General features: G+C 61.3%; 18 protein-coding genes. 10 read left to right on the top strand and 8 right to left on the bottom strand.

From position 1 onward, the window contains the following. The first annotated feature begins 41 nt into the window (after positions 1 to 41). On the top strand, positions 42 to 836 hold the full coding sequence (gene olsA / locus HMPREF9697_RS09670; protein WP_040307888.1) for a lyso-ornithine lipid O-acyltransferase: 795 nt from the start codon (positions 42 to 44) through the stop codon (positions 834 to 836). On the opposite strand, the gene HMPREF9697_RS09675 is transcribed toward olsA, so the two are convergent. Together HMPREF9697_RS09675 and HMPREF9697_RS09680 are read right to left on the bottom strand one after the other, a co-directional pair. Then, on the bottom strand, positions 833 to 2,068 hold the full coding sequence (locus HMPREF9697_RS09675; protein ID WP_040308203.1) for a DUF1501 domain-containing protein: 1,236 nt from the start codon (positions 2,066 to 2,068) through the stop codon (positions 833 to 835). The genes olsA and HMPREF9697_RS09675 overlap by 4 nt on opposite strands. A 14-nt stretch (positions 2,069 to 2,082) precedes the next feature. Continuing rightward, positions 2,083 to 3,558, bottom strand: a complete 1,476-nt coding sequence (locus tag HMPREF9697_RS09680; RefSeq protein ID WP_002717022.1) for a DUF1800 domain-containing protein — start codon at positions 3,556 to 3,558, stop codon at positions 2,083 to 2,085. 100 nt (positions 3,559 to 3,658) lie between these two features. On the opposite strand from HMPREF9697_RS09680, the gene HMPREF9697_RS21465 reads away from it, so the two are divergent. Beyond that, positions 3,659 to 3,853, top strand: coding sequence for a cysteine-rich CWC family protein (locus tag HMPREF9697_RS21465; RefSeq protein ID WP_081602530.1), 195 nt, complete (start codon positions 3,659 to 3,661; stop codon positions 3,851 to 3,853). Between the two features lie 16 nt (positions 3,854 to 3,869). Here HMPREF9697_RS21465 and HMPREF9697_RS09685 read toward each other — a convergent pair whose 3' ends face one another. Then, positions 3,870 to 4,565, bottom strand: a complete 696-nt coding sequence (locus HMPREF9697_RS09685) for a glutathione S-transferase family protein (protein ID WP_002717023.1) — start codon at positions 4,563 to 4,565, stop codon at positions 3,870 to 3,872. Next, entirely contained in the window at positions 4,565 to 5,263 is a 699-nt protein-coding gene (locus tag HMPREF9697_RS09690) for a glutathione binding-like protein (protein ID WP_002717024.1), read from the bottom strand. Before HMPREF9697_RS09690 ends, HMPREF9697_RS09685 begins: the two co-directional genes overlap by 1 nt. 195 nt (positions 5,264 to 5,458) lie before the next feature. On the opposite strand from HMPREF9697_RS09690, the gene HMPREF9697_RS09695 reads away from it, so the two are divergent. From HMPREF9697_RS09695 to HMPREF9697_RS09705, 3 genes are read left to right on the top strand one after another with little or no spacing between them, the layout of a single operon-like run. Beyond that, positions 5,459 to 6,511, top strand: coding sequence for a hypothetical protein (locus tag HMPREF9697_RS09695; RefSeq protein WP_002717025.1), 1,053 nt, complete (start codon positions 5,459 to 5,461; stop codon positions 6,509 to 6,511). A 40-nt stretch (positions 6,512 to 6,551) separates the two neighbouring features. Continuing rightward, positions 6,552 to 9,434, top strand: coding sequence for an excinuclease ABC subunit UvrB (gene uvrB, locus HMPREF9697_RS09700; RefSeq protein WP_002717026.1), 2,883 nt, complete (start codon positions 6,552 to 6,554; stop codon positions 9,432 to 9,434). A 3-nt stretch (positions 9,435 to 9,437) separates the two neighbouring features. After that, entirely contained in the window at positions 9,438 to 10,175 is a 738-nt protein-coding gene (locus HMPREF9697_RS09705; protein ID WP_002717027.1) for a hypothetical protein, read from the top strand. Between the two features lie 14 nt (positions 10,176 to 10,189). Here HMPREF9697_RS09705 and HMPREF9697_RS09710 read toward each other — a convergent pair whose 3' ends face one another. Further along, a complete protein-coding gene (locus tag HMPREF9697_RS09710; RefSeq protein WP_002717028.1) occupies positions 10,190 to 11,809 on the bottom strand; it encodes an ABC-F family ATP-binding cassette domain-containing protein in 1,620 nt (539 codons plus the stop codon). 246 nt (positions 11,810 to 12,055) lie between these two features. Here HMPREF9697_RS09710 and HMPREF9697_RS09715 point away from each other — a divergent pair, with 246 nt between their 5' ends. The 4 genes from HMPREF9697_RS09715 (at position 12,056) to HMPREF9697_RS09730 (ending at position 14,244) form a co-directional block, all read left to right on the top strand. Then, positions 12,056 to 12,949 carry a hypothetical protein gene (locus HMPREF9697_RS09715; RefSeq protein WP_002717029.1) on the top strand — a complete coding sequence of 298 codons (894 nt, stop codon included), beginning with the start codon at positions 12,056 to 12,058 and terminating at the stop codon, positions 12,947 to 12,949. A gap of 225 nt (positions 12,950 to 13,174) precedes the next feature. After that, entirely contained in the window at positions 13,175 to 13,576 is a 402-nt protein-coding gene (locus HMPREF9697_RS09720) for a hypothetical protein (protein ID WP_002717030.1), read from the top strand. Between the two features lie 137 nt (positions 13,577 to 13,713). Continuing rightward, positions 13,714 to 13,851, top strand: a complete 138-nt coding sequence (locus HMPREF9697_RS21210; RefSeq protein ID WP_169333030.1) for a hypothetical protein — start codon at positions 13,714 to 13,716, stop codon at positions 13,849 to 13,851. Between the two features lie 84 nt (positions 13,852 to 13,935). Then, the gene (locus HMPREF9697_RS09730) at positions 13,936 to 14,244 is read left to right on the top strand and encodes a DUF4282 domain-containing protein (protein ID WP_002717032.1); all 309 of its coding nucleotides are present in this window, start codon (positions 13,936 to 13,938) and stop codon (positions 14,242 to 14,244) included. Between the two features lie 20 nt (positions 14,245 to 14,264). Here the strand turns inward: HMPREF9697_RS09730 and ychF are convergent, their stop codons facing one another. The 3 genes from ychF to HMPREF9697_RS09745 are packed head-to-tail and all read right to left on the bottom strand — an operon-like array spanning position 14,265 to position 16,709. After that, positions 14,265 to 15,362, bottom strand: a complete 1,098-nt coding sequence (gene ychF, locus HMPREF9697_RS09735; protein WP_002717033.1) for a redox-regulated ATPase YchF — start codon at positions 15,360 to 15,362, stop codon at positions 14,265 to 14,267. A 27-nt stretch (positions 15,363 to 15,389) separates the two neighbouring features. After that, positions 15,390 to 15,995: an aminoacyl-tRNA hydrolase gene (pth, locus tag HMPREF9697_RS09740; RefSeq protein ID WP_002717034.1), complete on the bottom strand. Its 606-nt coding sequence runs from the start codon at positions 15,993 to 15,995 to the stop codon at positions 15,390 to 15,392. 15 nt (positions 15,996 to 16,010) lie between these two features. Beyond that, positions 16,011 to 16,709: a 50S ribosomal protein L25/general stress protein Ctc gene (locus tag HMPREF9697_RS09745; RefSeq protein WP_002717035.1), complete on the bottom strand. Its 699-nt coding sequence runs from the start codon at positions 16,707 to 16,709 to the stop codon at positions 16,011 to 16,013. Between the two features lie 305 nt (positions 16,710 to 17,014). On the opposite strand from HMPREF9697_RS09745, the gene HMPREF9697_RS09750 reads away from it, so the two are divergent. Then, on the top strand, positions 17,015 to 18,097 hold the full coding sequence (locus HMPREF9697_RS09750) for an HD-GYP domain-containing protein (protein ID WP_002717036.1): 1,083 nt from the start codon (positions 17,015 to 17,017) through the stop codon (positions 18,095 to 18,097). The last annotated feature ends 6 nt before the right edge of the window (positions 18,098 to 18,103 follow it).

Raw genomic sequence — 18,103 nt, forward strand, 5'->3', positions numbered from 1 at the left:
AGGATATAAGCGGCTCGCCCGATGTCTTATCCCGGTCCGTGATGATCCGCGCCGCCTTCGCCATCCTTGCGCTGAGCCTGACCTTCCTGGTGCTCGCTCCCGTGCACCTTCTCGGTCTTGCCTTGCAGAACGACCTGCAGCGCAAGGTGCCGGTGCTGTTTCATCGCATCGTCTGCCGAATCCTCGGCGTGCGCATTCACGAAGTCGGACAGCGCGCAGCGGCCGAACAGGTTCTGTTCCTGTCGAACCACGCATCCTGGCTCGACATATCCGTGCTCAGCGCGGTCGCGCCGGTGGTGTTCGTGGCGAAATCCGAAGTCGCGGGCTGGCCAGTGTTCGGCATGCTGGCGAAACTGCAACGCACCGTCTTCATCGAACGCGAGCGACGACACAAGACCGGCGAGGCGGCGGCCGAAATGGCAAGCCGCCTGCACAATGGCGACAGTGTCGTGCTGTTTCCGGAAGGCACCTCGAGCGACGGCATCCGCATCCTGCCATTCCGCTCGGCGCTGGTCGGCGCGGTGCATCACACCATGGGGAATTTCAGTGGCCGGAAGAACGTCGTGGTGCAGCCCGTATCGCTCGCCTACGTGAAATTCGGCGGCGTACCAGTGGGCCGCGCACTACGCGACAAGGTCGCCTGGTATGGCGAGACCGATCTCGTGCCGCATCTGCTCGGCGTGCTGGCGGCAGGCGCGGTCGATGTCACGGTGACATGGGGAGAAGCCATCGCATGCGATCTCGATGCCAGCCGCAAGCAGATCACGCGCGATGCGGAAACCGCCGTGCGCACGATGACAGCGGCGGCGCTGCGCGGCGCTCCGCAAGGCGTTTAGACAACTAGGCCCTGCATAGGCCTGACGGCGGCGCTGTCCGGAAAGACGTTCTCCGCAAGCACCCGATCGCCGAGGCCGAGATGGTCCCGTAACAGCCCCTTCAACACGCCGCGCAAATCCGTGGTCGGTTTGAGATCCCGGTTCTGATAGAGATCAGCGACCTTCAGACCCGGCCAGTCGGACATCACACGTGCACCTTTGATCGCGCCGCCCGCGAGAAGCGCGATCGTGCCAGTACCGTGATCGGTGCCCGAGGTGCCGTTGATGCGCGCGGTGCGGCCGAATTCAGTCACCACCACGATGGCCGTGTTGCGCCATTTGTCGCCAAGCCCCGCTTCAAAATCAGCAAGTGCACCATCGAGCCCTCCCAGCAGTTGTGCAAGGCGCCCGACCGGACCGCCCTCGTTGGCATGCGTGTCCCACCCATCAAAAGCGAGCGCGGCAATCCGTGGTCCATCGTCTTTCGCCATGATCCGGGCAGCGCCCTGCGCGGCAAGCCGCATCGCGTTGACGCCGTTCATGTTCGGTTTCATCCCGCCATCATTTGATGCGAGCTTTTCGATCTGCAGGCCTTGCGACAGCGCACTGGCGAGCGAAGGATCGCGGTGGTTGTAGAGATCGAGCAATCGCATGGCCGTATCGTCGGCCGCCTGCGGAAGCCGCGCGGGTACCCAACCGACCGTCGGTGCCGGGCCGCGCAGCACCAGCGGCGTTGTCGCACCCACGGCCAGCCCGCGCGAGACGCGCTCGCCGCGCGGCAAATTCGCCAATGCGCGATTGAGCCACCCGCTCTGCACCCGGCCGGGACCGGCGAAGCCGCTTTCCAGCACATCCTGCCCGTCGAAATGCGAACGGTCCCGATAGGCCGTCGCGGTCGCGTGAACCACGGCGGCGTGGCCGCTTCTGTACATGCGCGCGAATTCCGGCATCGACGGATGCAGCGCGAAGAAGGAATCCAGCGCGACCGCCGGATGCGGGCCATCAAGCGCGAGCGCAATCGAACCATGCAGCCCGGCATAGTCCGGATCCGCGACCGGGGCGACGGTGGCAAGGCCATCCAGCGCGCCGCGTAAAATAATCGTCACCAGATGCGGATCGCGTCCATCGGCGGCGCGCGCGAATTTCGGCAGATAGGCCCAGGCCGCGAATGTCGCGCCACCGGCGAGCAGCGTGCGCCGTGACAGACCGTGCGGCGTCCGGTCCTCACAACATTCAAGAAGACGATCATCCATCGAATTGGTCATGCTCATCTCCGCTGGAATTCGGGCGACATCAGAAGCAGCGCCAGCGCCTGCTGGCGCGTTTCCGCGCGCGCGACAGTCTTGCGTGTGTCATCCGAGGCCGCCTCGCCCGCGCAGGCTTCAAGCACATCGACCGGATTCAGCATGTCGGCGATGCGCGCAGAAATCTGCGAGGCGACATCCAGACGCAGCTTCACGTTCTCGGGCGACGCCCACGTGGCTGTCGCATCCGAAAAGCCATTCGGTCCGGGTGGCGTCCAGAGCGGTTGGCCGAGCAGATTGAGCGCGCCGAGATAACGGCCGGGATCGTCCGGAATCCGGCCCATGATCCGTCCGGTGGCCACGAGAAATTCGTTCGGCGTGCGGATTTTCGTCATCGGCGCGGCCCACGCTTCGTCTGAATCGACAAGCGTCGTCGCGAGTGCCTTGAGGTCGCCGTCCGTGTTTCTGAAACTCGCTTCCAGCTTCGCAACCAGCGCAGGCGGCGGATCGTCGGCGACGAAATGCGCCGCAAGCTTGTGCGCGATAAATTTCGCCGTCGCTGGGCGACGCGCGATGTCGGCCAGCGCCGCTTCGCCTTGCGCGACGCCCGTGTCGTCGTAGACCTTGCCCAGCAATTTCTGCGGGCCGGGTTCATGCGCGTTCGCGTTGAAAATGAAGGTGCCGGGTTCGCCGAGCCGCCCAGCCCGTCCGGCAAACGTCCATCCGGTCAAAATGGCGGCGAGCGTGGTCACGTCCTGCTGTGTGTAGCCATTGCCTACACCCAGCGTATGCAATTCCATCAATTCGCGCGCGAGATTTTCATTGAGCCCACGCTTGCGGTTTCGTCCCGCGCGTGAATTCGGTCCGATCGACTGTTGATTGTCGAGGTAGAACAGCATCGCGGGATGCTGCTCGACCGCAAGCAGCATGTCGCTGAACCGGCCAAGCACATGCGGCCGGATGACTTCCCGTTCAAAGGAGCCTGCCCAGATCCTATCGAGTTGTCCCTTGTTCGCGGAAATACAGAAATGGTTTGACCAGAACGCTACAAGCCGCTCGACGATACCGCTTTCGGCCATCGTCGCACGCTGCACGCGCGCGAGCGCTTCGGCACGATACGCCTTCTGGATCACATTGGGAGGTTGCGGTGCAGACGGCTTCACGGCCGCGTCGTTCGCGAGCGGCCGCATAATGGTGCCGGCCTTCGGACCCGGCCTGGCCGGATCGGCCGGCTTGTCGGATGCCATCGTAAGCGCCTGCGCCGCCAGCTTGCGCTGCTGCTTCACGTCTTCCTGATAATCGAACGCAACCTGAGCAAGAGCCTGCGTCGTCTGCAGCCCGGGAACGTTGAGCAAGGCGGCGGTCGAACGACCCAATTCGGCCTTCACAAAACCTCTCGGGTCCGAGGCCGCGTTGGCAAAATCGCCCGCGCCGCCCCCGCGAGCACCCAATCCAAAACGGTTCAGCGCAATCAGCGCCGCATGCGGATCACGTGCCATCTTGCAGATCGCCCGTTCATCGGTTCGTATAGACGCGCGTCATAACGCGCCGGCCCGTATGAACGTGATCTGAAAATTCGGCTAAACCCTGCGTCCTTCCATGAAAGATTCGTCACAAAATCTCGATCAATCTTGCCGGAAAGTCGTGTGCAGCCGCTGCGGAACCGAATTCACATGCGATCTGTCCGGCCATTGCTGGTGCGCGGAGGAAACCGTACGCCTGCCGATGCCGCGCGAAGGCGAAGACTGCCTCTGCCCGTCATGCCTGCGCGCCAGTGCCCATCGCGAGGCATGAGAGCGGCCGCTTGAACTCAGGTGGCTTCCACCACCGGCGCTTTCCGCGCCATACCGTCAAACAGGTCGAGCATGCGCTCGCGCCAGGCGTGGATCAGATCGTCCGGCTTCAGCAGTTCGAACGGGCTTGTCACCCGCGCCCACTGGAACGGACCGAACACGATGTAATCGGCGTAGTTCGGCCGCGCGCCACCGATAAAGGGCTGCGTACGGAACGTCATGCGCAAGGGATGCAGCCATCTGTGCAGGCTATCCAGCCGCTGCTCACGCCCGGCGACCACCTCTTCCAGCGGCCTGCCCATGTTCTTCTCGCGGGTCCGGCGAAAATAATCTTTGTCGCCTGCGTCGAGTTGATCGTGAATATCGGCAATGATGAACGGCGCGATCTGACCAACCGAGACATCGCTCCAGTTGTTGAAAAAGCGTGCCATCCCCCGGCCACCCTCGCCGCCGAACAGCGACGGCCTGTCCGGATAGGTGTCTTCCAGATATTCGGCGATCGCCCATGAATCGTTGACCTGTGCATCGCCGTCGATCAGCACCGGCACTTTTTCCGAACCAAACGCCTTGATCGTGTCCTTCTGCGCAAAGCGCCACGGCACCGTTTCGAAATCGAGTCCCTTGTGCGCCAGCGCCATGCGTGTGCGCCAGCAGTATGGGCTGAATAGACGCGCCGGATCACTCCCGGCGAGCTCGTAAAGCTGTCGTGCCATCAGACCTTGCTCGCAACCTGCCCGAACAGAATCTTTTTCGATTCCTCGTTCACGGTCGGCGTCTTGTCAGGGTTGATCTGCTTGGCGAGCTTGTAGGCTCGCGCGGTGGCGGGACGCGCATAGATCGTTTCGAACCATCGTTTCAGGTGCGGGAAATCCTCCAGCTTCTGCAACTGGCGTTCATGCGGCACGATCCACGGATAGCAGGCCATGTCGGCGATGGAATATTCGCCCGCGATGAACTCACGATCAGCGAGGCGCTTGTTAAGCACGCCGTAGAGCCGGTTGGTTTCCTTGACATAGCGATCCATCGCATACGGAATTCTTTCCGGCGCATACTGCACGAAATGATGGTTTTGCCCGGCCATCGGACCAAGGCCACCCATCTGCCACATCAGCCATTGCAGCACGTCGAAACGCTTGCGCATGTCGGCCGGCAGGAATTTTCCGGCCTTCTCGGCGAGATAAATCAGGATCGCGCCCGATTCGAAAATCTTCACCGGCTCGCCGCCGTCGCTCGGCGTCTGATCGATGATCGCAGGCATGCGGTTGTTCGGCGAAAACGCGAGGAATTCCGGCTTGAACTGATCGCCCTTGCTGATGTTCACCGGTACAATCTTGTAGGGCAGCCCGCTTTCTTCCAGAAACATCGTGATCTTGTGGCCGTTCGGCGTGGTCCAGTAATAAAGGTCAATCATTTCAGGCATTCCAACGAGACAAGGAAGATTCATGCGAATGCATGAACCTTGCGCGATTGCCCCTCCAAGTCAACCAGAACGCCCCGCCCTCACCGATTGTTCATTATGGACCTGCGAACGGTACCGCTGATTGAACCGGCCCACTCCCGATGAGACAAACAGCAAGTCACGCTGACAAAAAAGCCTGAGGACGTCATGATGTATTCCAAGACTGATCTGCAAGCGGCGTCCGATGCCGGCATCATTTCAGCCGGACAACTGGAAACATTACTCACGTTCCTGCAAGCGCGCGGATCGACATCCTCATCTCCAAAATTCGATGTCGTGCATCTGCTGTGGTACGCGGGCGCGTTGATCGTCATCAGCGCCATGGGCCTGTTCAGCACGCTCGCGTTTTCGCAGATGGGCGGACAAGCGCTCACCGCAACAGCTCTCGTCTATGCCGCGCTGTTTGCATGGGCGGGTCATTACCTCTGGACAGTCAAGAACCTGCGCACACCGGGCGGATTGCTGATTGCGATTGCGGTGTCGATGGCGCCGCTGGCGGTTTACGGCATTCAGGATTCGCTCGGCCTGTGGAGCAAATTTGGCAAGCCCGGAACAACGCGAGACTTCTACATCTGGGTGCGGGGAAGCTGGGTCTTCATGGAGATCGCCGCAATTGCCGCAGCGGCGCTCGCACTTCGATTTTATCGCTTTCCCTTCATCGTTTTTCTGGCCGCGTTCGCGCTCTGGTTCCTCTCGATGGACATCGTGCCGTGGATCACCGGCTCCAAACTCCGTGACTTTGAAACCGCGCGGACCGTCTCGATCTGGTTCGGCCTTGCCATGCTCGCGATCGCCGTGGTGGTGAATGCGTATCAGCGCACCGGCGATTTCGCCTTCTGGCTTTATCTGTTCGGCGTGCTGACGTTCTGGGGCGGCATTTCCGCGACATCCGGCGGCACCGCCCTGCAAAAAGCTGCATACTGCGCGATGAACGTCGGCTTCCTGTTCCTCGCCGTTTTCCTTGGCCGGCGCGTGTTCGCGGTGTTCGGCACCATCGGCATTGCCATGTATCTTGGTGATCTCGCCGAAAAGGTCTTCAAGGATTCGCTGCTGTTCCCCTTCGCACTGTCGCTGATCGGCATCGCCATCATCGCCTTCGGCCTCTATTACCATCGCCATCAGGCCGCCATCACAACCTGGATCGATGCGCGGATGCCGGATGCCTTGAAGCGGCTGCGGCCTGCCAACAACATCGCCTGAAACCCTTTTCCTTCGCACAGCGCGGCCCCATATTCCGCGCATGGCGAAAAATCCCGATTCTCCGAAAAGGCCGGCAAAAACCCCGAAATCCAAAGCCCATCGCGCCGAGGTGAAGCCCATCGGGCCTGCGCTGGCGGAGCTTTTGAACCCCGCGATCAACCGCGGCGAGAGCGGACTGGGCTCGGGCACCGGCCTGCAACCGCCGCCAGACAATTCGTGGGACCGCCGCAACGGCGGCGAAGCAGCGATCCACCGCGCCCGCAAATCGACACCGAAGACGTTCGACCATGACGGCGAGGCGCGGCCGCAGGGTTTCGACGAAGCACCGCAAGCCAATTACGGCACCAGCGCAACCATTCCGACGCTCGACCCCGAACTCGCCAAGCAGCTTGGCTACGATGTCGATGACGACGACCAGTTCAAGCCCGCGCGCAACAAGATGGAGGCGCTCGGCGTCAAGGCGACCGCCGACGCGCTGGAATCTCTCATCCGCGAAGGACGGCCGGAATTTCGCGGCGACAAGATCTGGACACCGCACCGCCCGCCGCGGCCGGAAAAATCCGAAGGCGGTGTCCGCTTCGAACTGAAATCCGACTACGAGCCCAAGGGCGACCAGCCGCAGGCGATCAAGGAACTCGTCGAAGGCATCACCCGCAAGGATCGCACGCAGGTGCTGCTCGGGGTCACCGGCTCGGGCAAGACCTACACGATGGCGCAGGTGATCGCGGCCACCCAGCGCCCTGCTCTGATCCTCGCACCGAACAAGACCCTCGCCGCGCAGCTTTACGGCGAGTTCAAGAACTTCTTCCCCGACAACGCAGTCGAGTACTTCGTCTCGTACTACGATTACTACCAGCCGGAAGCCTATGTTCCGCGCACCGACACCTATATCGAGAAGGATTCCTCGATCAACGAGCAGATCGACCGCATGCGCCATTCGGCGACGCGCGCTCTCTTGGAGCGCGATGACGTCATCATCGTCGCCTCAGTCTCATGCATCTACGGCATCGGCTCGGTCGAGACCTACACCGCGATGACCTTCGCGATGAAAAAGGGCGAGCGCATCGACCAGCGCCAGATCATCGCCGACCTCGTGGCGCTACAATACAAGCGCACGCAGGCCGATTTCACCCGCGGCACATTTCGCGTCCGCGGCGACACCATCGACATCTTCCCGGCGCACTATGAAGACCGCGCCTGGCGCGTGAACCTGTTCGGCGACACCATCGAGAGCATCGAGGAGTTCGACCCGCTCACCGGTCACAAGAGCGACGAACTCGAATTCGTCAAGATCTACGCGAACTCGCACTATGTGACACCGCGCCCGACACTCATTCAGGCCATTAAAGGCATCAAGACCGAACTGAAGTGGCGGCTCGAGCAGTTGCACGCACAAGGCCGTCTGCTGGAGGCACAGCGGCTCGAACAGCGCACGACATTCGACCTCGAAATGATGGAGGCAACGGGAAGCTGCGCTGGCATCGAGAACTATTCGCGTTACCTCACCGGCCGCAAGCCGGGTGAGCCGCCGCCGACGCTCTTTGAGTATGTGCCAGATAACGCGCTGGTGTTCGCGGACGAAAGCCACGTCACCGTTCCGCAGATCGGTGGCATGTTCCGCGGCGACTTCCGCCGCAAGGCGACGCTCGCCGAATATGGCTTCCGCCTGCCCTCCTGTATGGACAACCGGCCGCTGCGCTTCGAGGAATGGGACATGATGCGCCCGCAATCGGTCGCGGTATCTGCGACGCCCGCCGCATGGGAGATGAACGAGAGCGGCGGCGTGTTCGTGGAACAGGTCATTCGCCCGACCGGGCTGATCGATCCGCCGGTCAATATCCGCCCCGCGCGCACGCAGGTGGACGACCTGCTCGGCGAGGTCCGCGCGACGGCCGCGAAAGGCTATCGCTCGCTCATCACCGTGCTGACCAAGCGCATGGCGGAAGACCTTACCGAATATCTCCATGAGCAGGGTATCCGCGTGCGCTACATGCATTCGGATATCGACACCATCGAGCGCATCGAGATCATCCGCGACCTGCGCTTGGGCGCGTTCGATGCGCTGGTCGGCATCAACTTGCTGCGCGAAGGCCTCGACATTCCCGAATGCGCGCTGGTCGCGATTCTCGATGCCGACAAGGAAGGTTTTCTGCGTTCCGAAACATCGCTCATTCAGACCATTGGCCGCGCCGCGCGTAACGTCGACGGCAGAGTCATCCTTTATGCCGACCAGATGACCGGCTCGATGGAGCGCGCCATCGCGGAGACCGATCGCCGCCGCGAAAAGCAGGTCGCCTATAACGAAGCCAACGGCATCACGCCGGAGAGCGTGAAAAAATCAATCGGCGACATTCTCAACTCGGTCTACGAGCGCGACCATGTGCTGGTCGAAGTCGGCGACGGCGGCATGGCCGACGACGTCATCAGCATCGGCCACAATTTCGAGGCGGTGCTGGCCGATCTCGAAACCCGGATGCGGGAAGCCGCCGCCGACCTCGATTTCGAGGAAGCGGCGCGGCTGCGCGACGAGGTCAAGCGGCTGCGCGCGACCGAGATGGCGGTGGTGGACGATCCCACCGCCAAACAGAAGGCAGTCACCGGCAAGGCCGGCGCTTATGCGGGCGCGAAGAAATACGGCGACAGCGCCAATTTGCCGCCGAAACAGAAGTCGCGCGTCCACAAGCCATCGCTCGACGAGATGGGCATCGCCACCTGGCACGAGGTGCTGCCGGATCGCAAAGGCGTGAAGCGCCCACGCAAGCCGACACTCGATGAAATGGGACCGGGCACGGAAAGCAAAATCTACAAGCCGAAATCGATGCGCGAGGGCGGTCAGGAATTCGGCGGCGTCATCAAGGACAGCAACGCGCCGCGCTCAACCGGCGGCGCACCGGGACATCGTGGCGGGTGGAAAAAGAGGTAGGGCTTGACCAAAGAGGAAACGAAATCGCCTCCATCAGCTTCAGCACATATCACCAGCGCATTCTTCAATGCGCGCGCAAAATATCGCAATCTTCATACCGCATGGACAAACTTATCTGGACTACTCTCCGGGAGATTTTCGTTACCGGTTGCAATGATTCATCTTCAACGACAGGGCGATGCCGATCTTCTGATCCGCTGCATGGAAGATGAATTCGACCCCGAAAGAGCGAGAGCCCCCTCGAATATTATGGAGTTCTCGCCTCACTATCAAATAATACTCTCTGAAGCATGGATAATCGGCTGCTATGAAGTACTTCGCGCATTGAAGCAACGCGATGACGACACGCTGAAGCAGCGTATGGAGCCATCAGGAGTTTCCTCAACCGCAGCCTTCCGCTCTATATTTTCAGATTTTGAATTATTACGAATGCCGATTGCGAAGTACGAAATCGCAAAAGATAAGGCCCTAAAACAGCCACTGATTATGAAAGCAATTCCGCCAAACGACGATACCACGGATAAGAAAGTCTACGATAAAGATGATCCAAAGCGTACGCACATCATGCCTACTGGATTGTCCGAACGAGGCTCGACGATGTGGATGACCTTCGACCATAAAAACTCGAAAACGTTTTGGATCGAGCGTCGTGATCTTTCTGATAGGTTGCTGGCACTTCAAGGTGGGATTGAACCCGCAGGTTTGCGGGAAGCAAGATTGAAAGCCGAGGGTGGCGAATAAGACTACCGACTAAATTACCCAACCCCCGGCGCTTCGTGTCCGGTGCGCTCCACATATTCCGTATACCCACCGCCATATTGATGGACACCGTCAGGTGTCAATTCCAGCACGCGGTTGGAGAGCGCTGCAAGGAAGTGGCGGTCATGCGAGACGAACAGCATCGCGCCCTCATATTGCGACAACGCCGCGATCAGCATCTCCTTGGTCGCCATATCGAGGTGGTTGGTCGGCTCGTCCAGCACCAGAAAGTTCGGCGGATCGTAAAGCATCTTCGCCATCACCAGCCGCGCCTTCTCGCCGCCGGAGAGCACGCGGCATTTCTTCTCCACATCGTCGCCGGAAAACCCGAAGCAGCCCGCGAGCGTGCGCAGGCTTCCCTGCCCGGCCTGCGGGAATGAATCCTCCAGCGACTGGAAGATCGTCCGCTCGCCATCGAGCAAATCCATCGCGTGCTGGGCGAAATAACCCATCTTCACGCTGGCGCCGACCGCGACGCTGCCGTCGTCCGGCTCGGACGCACCCGCGACGAGTTTCAGCAGCGTCGACTTGCCCGCGCCGTTGATGCCCATCACGCACCAGCGCTCGCGGCGACGGACCTGAAAATCCAGATCGTCATAAATACGCCGCGCGCCATAGCCCTTCTGCACGCTTTTCAGCGTGACGACATCTTCGCCCGAACGGGGCGCCGCGGGAAAATCGAACGACACGCTTTCGCGACGCTTCGGCGGATCGACGCGCTCGATCTTGTCGAGCTTCTTCACCCGGCTCTGCACTTGCGCCGCATGAGACGCGCGTGCCTTGAAGCGTTCGATGAACTTGATTTCTTTCGCCAGCATCGCCTGCTGACGCTCGAACTGCGCCTGCTGCTGCTTGTCTGCGAGCGCGCGCTGCTGTTCGTAGAAATCGTAATTGCCGGAATAGCTGGTCAGCGTGCCGCCATCGATCTCGATGATCTTGTTGACGATGCGGTTCATGAACTCGCGATCGTGCGATGTCATCAGCAGCGCGCCGTCGTAATTCTTGAGAAAGCCTTCGAGCCAGATCAGGCTTTCGATATCGAGATGGTTCGACGGCTCGTCGAGCAGCATCACGTCCGGCCGCATCAAGAGAATGCGCGCCAGCGCCACGCGCATCTTCCAGCCGCCGGAGAGATTTCCGACATCGCCGTCCATCATCTCCTGTGTGAAGCTCAGACCCGCGAGCACTTCGCGCGCACGGCTTTCCAGCGCGTAGCCGTCGAGTTCCTCGAAACGTGCCTGCACCTCGCCGTAGCGCGTGATGATCTCATCCATCTCGTCCATGCGATCCGGATCGGCCATCGCGGCCTCGAGTTCTTTCAACTCGGCCGCGACCTCGCTCACCGGCCCGACGCCGTTCATCACCTCGGAGACGGCGCTGTGGCCTTCCATCTCGCCGACATCCTGGCTGAAATAGCCGATATTGATGCCTCGCTCCGCCACGACCTGCCCCTCGTCGGGAAGTTCCTGCGCAGTCGCCAGGCGGAACAGCGTGGTCTTGCCGGAGCCGTTAGGGCCGACGAGGCCGATCTTCTCGCCCTTGAGAAGAGACGCTTGAGCCTCGATGAAAATGATCTGATGGCCGTTCTGCTTGCCGATATTGTCGAAACGAATCATGACGCCGTGCACAGTTGAAGGGATTGCGCAGGCTCTTAAGGCATAAGGCCAATTTGCGAAAGGGCGCTGTTCCCTTGCGACGCCAGGCCGCGCCGATTTGAGAATTGCGACAGTATTACGGCAACCCGCATGAGAAATATTTGTGCATGGCGTGATGCGGCAGAGGCTGAAATGCCGGCGCGAAAGATGTTATTAACCGCCATCGTTTGAGGTCGGCGGCCTGATGCCCCGTCTTGCGAGTAACCGATGATCTCTTTCCTTGCCAAAGTTCCGCGCCCGGCTCGCGTGGGATTTTCTTTGCCTGTCGCCATGCTGATGCTGTCAATGGCAGCGGCGCATGCGCGCGCGCAGGAAGACGAGGCCAATCAACCTACAGACGCAAAGGACGCCGCGAGCGCCGACGTGCCGGAGCCCACCGCCTTCGAATGGAGCCTGCTCGATCCGTCGATTCCGGTGACCGTGGACAAGCCCTACAAATATCGTGCGCCCGCGACGCTGTCCGCACCGAGCGCGAACTGGGATCGCACGGCGAAGGATGACGGCAGCTCGGCCCTCACGGTGAAACGGTCGATACTGCCGTTCTGGGATGCCAAGGTCGGCGCCGACATGAACGTCGCGCCGGATGGCCCGGTCACTTCGGGCGAACTCCTTGCACGCCAAGCACAAGGCGACACCACATCGCTGCAATCCGGCGGCAGCGTCTGGGCCAGCATGAACGGTCCGGGCGTCGCCGGAATCTGGGACAAGACATCCGTCGATGCGCGAATTGACCCGTCGGCCGACCAGAACAGGATCGGCACCGCGATCAGCAAGACGATCCCGATGGACAACAACCAGTATGCACTCACCGTGCAAAACGGTTACGCCGTCGCGCAGCCACTGGATACGCCGATTGCGGGTCTCGGGCCGCGCACAGACCGCAGCATCGAAGTCGATCGCTCGGCGAAGCTAGAATTCCGCGATACCGGGACGAGCCTGATCGCAGGCCAGACCCTTTCGACGGTGGACAACAAATGGCTCGGCCGCGTCGGCGCGGAACAGAAGCTGTTCGGCGGCGTCAGCGTTTCCGGCACCTACGCGCAGACCGCCGACGGCGCCGACAACAAAAGCCTCACCGCCGGATACAAATATCACTGGTAGCGTGCTCCGCCATACCGGGAAGCGCGGCGCTCATTTCGCAATACGATGTAAATAAAATCTGAATCCGGGAACAGCGGCCCCGGGGTCCGGCTTGTTGTCCACAAAAGGCGCGGACGATTGCCCCACTCCCGCCTCGCTATGGTCACGATCAGTTGAAGTAATGCGCCCTCATCTTCGTCGTGCGGGGGACAACCGCTCGCAAGCCTTGCGAAAAGGAGAAAGCCGATGAACGCCATGCCGTCAGAAAAAATCGAAACCAACGAAATCGACGACAACCTCGCAGCCGTGACTGATGTCGAGGCCGGCATCCGCGATTTCGTCCGCAAAGATATCGCCTATCTGCGCAAGCCCTCCTCGATTCTCAATTCAGGCGAGACACCGGACGCCACTGCGGAGGCGACGGTCAGCAACGTCAACACTTTGATCCAGCGCGTTGCGGGCGCATCGGCTAGCGAGATCGACACCCTCATCACCGAGCTCGAGAACCTGCGCGGTTTCATGCACGAAGAAGGCCAGCGCGTGCAGCGCGAATTGGCGAGTTTCGCCCAGTTGAGCCAGACCGCGATGAAGTCGACCCGCATGATTGCCGACAGCATCGCACAGTGGAAGCGGCCTTCCGAACAGTAAGCCTCGCTTCGACCCTCTCTCATCGGCAGGGCCGCTCCGTTCATCCGGTGCGGCCTCGCCGTCGATTTGAACCTGCCGCGCGCCTCGCGCGACCCATGAGCACGCCGTCCCGGCGCGCGCCATGCAGGGGTCAAATCGTGAAGATCATCAAGCCCGATACCGCGGAACCGATTCCGCTTCCCTCCTCAAAACAGAACCTCGCGATCATTCTGATCCGCTTCGTGCTGTTTCTCGCCATCGCCGTCGTGGTGCTGTCGCTCGCCTACATCAAATAACCATCCGAAAAAAGAAACGCCGTTGCGCCTTTCTCCGACGCATGCGCCGTGCGAGAATTGACCAACGCAACAGGGGATTTGCGCATGTTTCAGATCAACGATCTTTTCCAGTGGGACCGTTTCATCACGCCGACGATCATCAAGACGTTCTACTGGCTGGTGATCGCGCTCGTCATTCTCAGCGGCATCTCAGGCATCTTCGGCGGGTTGCTGCAGATGGCCGTGAGCCCGTTTGCTGGATTCATCATGGTGCTGATGGCGATCGCAGGTGTCATTGCCGGCGTGGTGTTCTCACGCATCGCCGCCGAATTCGTGCTGATCGTATTCCGGATCAACGAGCACCTCGGCGCGATCCGTGAACAGGGCCGCACCGACGCACAGCCGCGGTTCTAAACCGCGGCTGCCCGCTTCGATCAGGTATTGAAGCGGAAATGCATCACGTCGCCATCGGCGACCACATATTCCTTGCCTTCCAACCGAAGCTTGCCCGCATCGCGCGCACCCGCTTCGCCGCCGAGCGTGACATAATCGTCATAAGCGATGGTCTCGGCGCGGATGAAGCCCTTCTCGAAATCGGTATGGATCACGCCCGCAGCGCCAGGAGCCTTGGTGCCCTTGGTGATGGTCCAGGCGCGCGCCTCCTTCGGACCTACAGTGAAGTAGGTGATGAGATGCAGGAGGTCGTAACCCGCGCGGATCAGGCGGTCGAGACCGGCCTCTTCCAGTTCGAGCGTCGACAGGAAGTCCGCACGCTCCTCACGTGACAATGTCGCGATCTCGGATTCGATCTTGGCAGAAATCACCACCGCGACCGCGCCTTCCTTCTGCGCATGCTCGAACACCGCCTGCGAGAAGGCGTTGCCGGCGGCGGCCGAACCTTCCTCGACGTTGCAGACATAGAGAACCGGCTTCGAGGTCAAAAGGCCGAGCATCCGGAATGCCCGTTCCTCCTCCGGCTTGCGCTCGAGAAAGCGAGCGGGCTTGCCGTCGCGCAGTAGTTTCAGCGCTCGCTCGACGAGGTCGAGCTGCTCCTTGGAATCCTTGTCGCCGCCCTTCGCCTTCTTGCTGAGGTTGTCGACGCGCTTTTCGAGGCTTTCGAGGTCCGCGAGCATTAACTCGGTCTCGATGGTCTCGATATCGGCGAGCGGCGCGATCCGGCCCTCGACATGGGTGATATCGGAATCCTCAAAGCAGCGCACCACATGCGCCACCGCGTCCACCTCGCGAATGGTCGCAAGAAACTGGTTGCCGAGACCCTCGCCCTTCGACGCGCCCTTCACGAGGCCCGCGATGTCCACGAACGTCAGTTGCGTCGGGATGATCTGTGCTGACTTGGCGACGGCCGCGAGCTTGTCGAGCCGCGGGTCCGGCACCGCCACCGCGCCGACATTCGGCTCGATGGTGCAGAACGGATAGTTCGCCGCCTGCGCCGCCGCCGTTTCCGTCAGCGCGTTGAACAGAGTGGATTTGCCGACGTTCGGCAATCCGACAATGCCGCATTTGAATCCCATGATATCCCCTTGATCGTCAGCGCCAGATTACTTGTCGCTGTTGTCGTCCTTCGGACCGAAGCCCTTGGCATCCATCGCAAGATGGACCTTATTCTGAAACGCAGAGTCCTTGCCCTGCGCGAGCAGCGCGGCGTTGTCGGACACGATATCGCACAGCGCCTCGACCCACGGCCGCTCGGCCTTCGCGAAATCGTTCAGCACATGGATGTGCACCAGTTCCTTGACGCCGGGATGCCCGACCCCGAGCCGGACGCGGCGATACTCGTTGCCGACATGCGACGAGATCGAGCGCAAGCCGTTATGACCGGCGATACCGCCGCCGACTTTGACGCGAACCTTCGCTGGCGGCAATTCGATCTCGTCGTGAAATACCACGACATCGCTCTCGCCGAGCTTGAAGAAATTAGCGGCCTCCTGCACCGCGCGACCGGATTCGTTCATGTAGGTCGCAGGTTTCAGGAGAATGATGCGCTCACCATCCAGCACGCCCTCGGAGGTCTCGCCCTGAAAGCGACGGCGCCACGGTGAGAAACCGTGACGCCGCGCCATTTCGTCGAGAACCATGAACCCGATATTGTGCCGATTGCCTTCGTACTTCGATCCGGGATTCCCCAGTCCGACGAACAGGCGCATGGCGTAGGTCGTCTCTTACTTCTTCTTGTCGCCGCCGGCCGCAGGGGCCTTGGCAGCGCCAGCCGCAGGAGCCGCAGCACCGGCCGCAGGAGCAGCACCGGCCGCAGGAGTTGCAGCAGCCTCGGCAGCAGGCTTGGCTTCTTCGCCCATGCCTGACGGCGGAACGACGGTGACGAGCGTCACGTCATCGCGCGACACCGGCTTCACGCCCTTCGGCAGCGCCACATCGCTGATGTGCAGCGAGTTGTTGATTTCGAGCTTGGAGACATCGACCTCGATGAACTGCGGAATGTGCTCGACATCCGCCTCGAGTTCGACCGTGTGGTTCACGATGTTGACCGTGCCGCCACGCTTCACGCCCGGCGAGACTTCGGCGCCCTTGACGTGCAGCGGAACGCTGACGCGGATGGTCGCGCCTTCACCAAGGCGAAGGAAGTCGACATGAAGCGGGAAGTCCTTCACCGGATCGAGCGCGTAGTCGCGCGGAATCACCCGGTGCTTCTGGCCATCGAGATCGATGTTGAACAGCGTGGTGAGGAAGTGGCCTGCGAAAATGCTCTGACGCAGAGCCTTGTCATCGAGCGAGATCGTGACCGGCGGCTTGTTGTCGCCGTAGATCACTGCCGGCACGCGGCCAGCACGACGTTCAGCCCGAGCGGCCCCCTTGCCGGCCTTCGGACGAGCGGTCGCCTTCAATTCCTTGACGGTCGCCATAGTGTAAGTCCTTGTTTTTGCAAAATTTAAGGGCCGCAAACGCGGCCCGTTCGGTCGCCGCGGCAAGCCTCCAGGGGTGCGGGGGCCGCGAACGAGCCGGTTCTTAGCCCCAACGGCTCGAAAAAACAAGGAAGACGCATGAAAACCGAGCCGAAACCATTCCCGGCTCCGGGCCCGGCCTTCACCGCAAAAACTGGCTGACGGGTAAAATTCTAAGGGTTCCGAAACGGTTTTATCGGAACTTTGCCCTAGATTTCCGGGGCCGGAAGAACGCCCCGGCAAAATGGGTTCCAGAAGAGGCCAAGATGACGCTTGCATACCGGTCCGCCGCCAGAAGGCGCGTGCTCCTTGCATCTGACCGCACCGACCGCAGCGACGACCTGATTGCCATTCTCGGCAAGGCGGGCGAGGTCGAACGCATGACGACTGCCGAGATGCCGGACGATCCGGACGATTTCGCGGGCGTCGTCATCGATATCGATCTGTCCTCGGTTCCGAGCGTCCAGACGGTCCGCCGCAAGCTGACAGGCAAGGCCTATCAGGGCGTGCCGCGGCTCTTCGTGCTGTCGGATTCGCTGCACCGGGAAGCGACGCAGGCCTGGTCACTCGGCGCGACCGACACCATCCGCTGGCCGTTCGATCCCAAGACAATCCTGCAGCGCGTCGCCCTCTCCTTTCCTCAGACGGAGGAAGAAACCAGCGCGAGCATTATCTTGAGCGAAGGCGTCACCGCCGCTCAAGACGTGGTGGCGCGCATTTTCGAAAAGCTGCCGGCAGGCCAGCCGCTGTCCTACAACGACATCGTCCATGCGGAAGACAAGATTTTGCGGGCGCTGCGGCGCTCCAGTCTGCGCGAATGGCTCGTCGCGATCGGCAAGCATCATGTTCGCAGCTACCGTCACACGCTGTTCGTCACCGGCTACGCCGTCGCCTTCGCCCAGCACCTGGGCATGCGCAACGAAGACCAGCGCCGCCTCGCCCGCGCCGCGCTGATCCACGATGCCGGCAAGGCCTATATTCCGGTCGAGATCCTCGACAAGTCCGAGGCACTGACGCCTGAGGAAGAAGCCGTACTCGCCAAACATACGCAGATCGGCCACGACGCGCTCAAGGCGCACGGCGATTTTCCGCCGGAAATGCTCGACGTGGTACTGCATCACCACGAACTGCTCGACGGCACCGGCTATCCGCAGCAACTGAGCGGCGATCAGATTTCCGATATCGTGCGGATGATCACCATCGTCGACATCTTCGCGATGCTGGTCGAGGATCGCGCCGACAGCCCGCCGATGTCGCATCAGGATGCGATCGCGGCGATGGAGCAGATGCGGACGCAGATCGACCAGCCGCTGCTGCAGGCATTCCGCCCGGTGGCGCTGGCGGCGTAACGGCTT

It is taken from the genome of Afipia felis ATCC 53690, from assembly GCF_000314735.2.
Taxonomy (GTDB): domain Bacteria; phylum Pseudomonadota; class Alphaproteobacteria; order Rhizobiales; family Xanthobacteraceae; genus Afipia; species Afipia felis.